The following is a 3,002-nucleotide window of genomic DNA, read 5'->3' on the forward strand; positions in this document are numbered from 1 at the left end:
CTGTAGAGGGGACGCGGGCGGCGCCCGCCTCGATGAAGGCCTTCATGATTTCGAAGGCGTTGAGCGGCCCGCCGAAGCCAGCTTCGGCGTCGGCAACGATCGGCGCGAACCAGGTTTCGACCGAAAGCCCATTGCCTTCGGAGGTCTCGATCTGGTCGGCGCGCTGCAGCGTCCGGTTGATGCGCTTGACCAGTTCAGGCGCCGCATTGGCCGGGTAGAGCGACTGATCCGGATACATCGCGCCAGCCGTGTTGGCGTCGGCGGCAACCTGCCAGCCCGACAGGTAGATCGCCTTCAGCCCGGCGCGCACCTGCTGCATCGCCTGATTGCCGGACATGGCGCCGAGCGCGTTGACGAAGTCCTCCTCGTGGATGAGCTTCCACAGCCGATTGGCGCCCATTTCGGCAAGGCTCTGGCGGATCTGCACCGAACCGCGCAGACGCTTCACATCCGCCGCCGAGTAGGGTCGTTCGATACCGTCGAAGCGACCTTCCGGCGCCGATGGGACGAGGTTGTAAAAATCAGTCATTGGTCACTCCGAGGAATTGCTGATCTGTGTCAAGGCGTCAATCATTTGGGGGTAGTTGGGTATGACTGGATTTACATTTCTGCGCGAAATCAGCCACAAAAATCAGGTAAACTGAGAGGATATAAGAGAAAACCTGTGTTGCGTTTGACAGAAGTGCGTTGTAAATTTGTCATTATTGTAAAAGGCCCGTGCCCAGGAATTCGTGTAAATTGCTGTAAAGGACAGTCCATGGCTGACCAGAAGATCTTCGCCGGGCCGCGCATCCGCCGCATTCGCAACGCCAAGGGCCTGACCCAGACGGCGATGGCCGAGGGTCTCGGCATTTCGCCGTCCTACCTCAATCTGATCGAGCGCAACCAGCGGCCGCTGACGGTGCAGCTGATCCTCAGGCTGGCCTCCGTCTACAAGGTCGATCCACACGAGCTGCAGGGCGAGGCGAGGGGATCTGTCGCTGCCTTGAAGGAAGTGTTCACCGATCCCCTGCTGGTCGGCGAGTTGCCGGGTGATCAGGAACTGATCGAGCTTGCCGAGGCGGCGCCCAATGCGTCCGCGGCCGTGATAAAGCTGTTCCGCGCCTATCGCGAGCAGGCCGAGCGCCTGTCCGACCTCAACGAATTGCTGGCACGCGAGGGTCGGGCGACGGCGCTCTCCGGCGCCCGCCTGCCGATCGACGAGGTGCACGAGATTTTCGAGCGCCGGCCGAACCATTTTGCTGCCCTCGAGGAGGAGGCCGCGGCGTTCACCTCGGTGCTCGATCCCGGCGATGATCTGTTCGGCGCGCTGAAGGCCTGGCTGAAGCGCGAATATGGCATCGTGGTCAAGGTGCTGCCGGTCGCGACCATGCCGAACTGGCGCCGCCGTTACGATCGTCATTCGCAGCGCCTGTTCCTGTCCGAACGCCTGTCGCCGTTCGACCAGTTGCGCGAAGTCGCGATGGAGGCCTGCCTGATCCGCATGACGGTCGCGGTCGCCGGCGAGATCCAGGCGCTCAAGCTGAGCACCGACGAGGCGCGCCGCCTGGCCCGCTTCGAACTTGGCCGTTATGCGGCGCATGCGCTGATGATGCCCTATCAGGCCTTTCACGCGGCTGCCGTGCGCGCCCGCTATGACATCGATGTCCTGCGTTCGCGCTTCGGGGTCTCCTTCGAACAGGCGGCCAACCGGCTGACCATGCTGCAGCGGCAGGGTGCCTCGGGCGTGCCGTTTTTCATGCTGGAGGTCGACAATGCCGGCAACCGCTTCCGCAAGGCCGGCAGCCAGGGCTTTCCTCAAAGCCGCTTTGGCGGCGGCTGTCCCAAGCTGCCCGTGCATGTCGCCTTCACCCAGCCCGGCCAGGTCTTCGTCGAGGCAGTGGAAATGCCCGACGGCGCCGAGTTCCTGTGCATCGCCCGCACGCTGGAAGGGCCGCAAGGCGCATTCTCGGAACGCCCGCGCCGCACCGCGCTGCTGCTCGGTTGCGACATCGGCTTTCGTGACGATATCGTCTATGGCGCGGCATTGCCCGGTGCGGCAATCACCGCAAAGGCCGGCACCGTCGCGGCGACGCCGGTCGGGCCTGCTTGCCGGCTTTGCGAACGCGTCGGCTGCCTGGCGCGGGCAGAACCGCCGGTGACGCGCCCGCTCGGCCTCGACGAGATGGTGACGGGCCTGAGTGCTTTCGATTTTCAGTGACGCCGTGTTCTTCTGAAATGGAGGAAGGTGCCACAATTGTCGGCGGCCGCTGGCTCAGTTCCGGCCTGCGCCTTTGCGTTACGCCAACAGAGCATCTTTTTGTCGTCCCTTGCGCATCGTCCCGTCCACAAGAGCCCGACAGTGGCAGCCATGATCGATACCGCATCGCCGATCGTCGCATCGCCAGCCGTCTCGCCGCGCGAGGAGCGCGTCGGCATGCTTTTGGTCTTCCTGTCGGCGCTGATGTGGAGTTTCGGCGGCGCCATCGCCCGCTTCATCACTGTCGGTGACAGCTGGACGGTCATTTTCTGGCGATCCGTGTGGGCAGCCGCCTTCCTGGTCTGCTTCATGGTTTGGCGTGACGGCTGGCGTGGCATGCTGAAGCTGTTCCGTGACATGGGGTTGCCCGGCCTTGCCGTCGGGATCTGCTTTGCCACGGCATCGACCGCCTTCGTCGTGGCGCTCGCCTACACCACCGTCGCTAACATCCTTTTGATGCAGGCAGGCGTGCCGTTGCTGGCGGCGCTGTTTGCTTGGGCATTGTTTCGCGAAAGGGTTGGTGTCGCGACCTGGGTGGCAATCGCCGCCGTCATCACCGGCGTCGCCATCATGGTGTCGGAATCGCTCGATGGCGCCGTCTCGCCCATAGGCGATGGGCTGGCGCTGTTGATCGCGGTCATGTTTTCAGTCGCCACCGTCATCACCCGGCGGTTCTCCGGCGTGCGCATGACGCCGGCGACGTGCCTCGGCACCATGCTCGCGGCCGGCTTTGCCGTCTCGCAGGCATCGACCCTCACCGTAT

Annotated in this window: 2 protein-coding genes and 1 pseudogene; 2 read left to right on the top strand and 1 reads right to left on the bottom strand. The window is 63.9% G+C overall.

Features of this window, described 5'->3' with window-relative positions; all coding sequences use genetic code 11:
* Positions 1 to 529: pseudogene (locus tag EN884_RS31180) on the bottom strand (isocitrate lyase); the annotation flags it as partial.
* Between the two features lie 228 nt (positions 530 to 757).
* Here EN884_RS31180 and EN884_RS31185 point away from each other — a divergent pair.
* Positions 758 to 2,200 (top strand): XRE family transcriptional regulator, encoded by a 1,443-nt coding sequence (locus EN884_RS31185; protein WP_013530246.1) that lies wholly within the window; start codon positions 758 to 760, stop codon positions 2,198 to 2,200.
* 150 nt (positions 2,201 to 2,350) lie between these two features.
* On the top strand, positions 2,351 to 3,002 hold a 652-nt coding region (locus tag EN884_RS31190), incomplete at its 3' end, for a DMT family transporter (RefSeq protein WP_164895271.1).

The organism is Mesorhizobium sp. M7A.F.Ca.AU.001.01.1.1 (assembly GCF_004022735.1).
Lineage (GTDB): Bacteria > Pseudomonadota > Alphaproteobacteria > Rhizobiales > Rhizobiaceae > Mesorhizobium > Mesorhizobium ciceri.

Bases quoted from the DNA above. Each gene is read 5' to 3' on its own strand.
- EN884_RS31185 (WP_013530246.1), top strand. From the start codon at position 758: ATGGCTGACCAGAAGATCTTCGCCGGGCCGCGCATCCGCCGCATTCGC.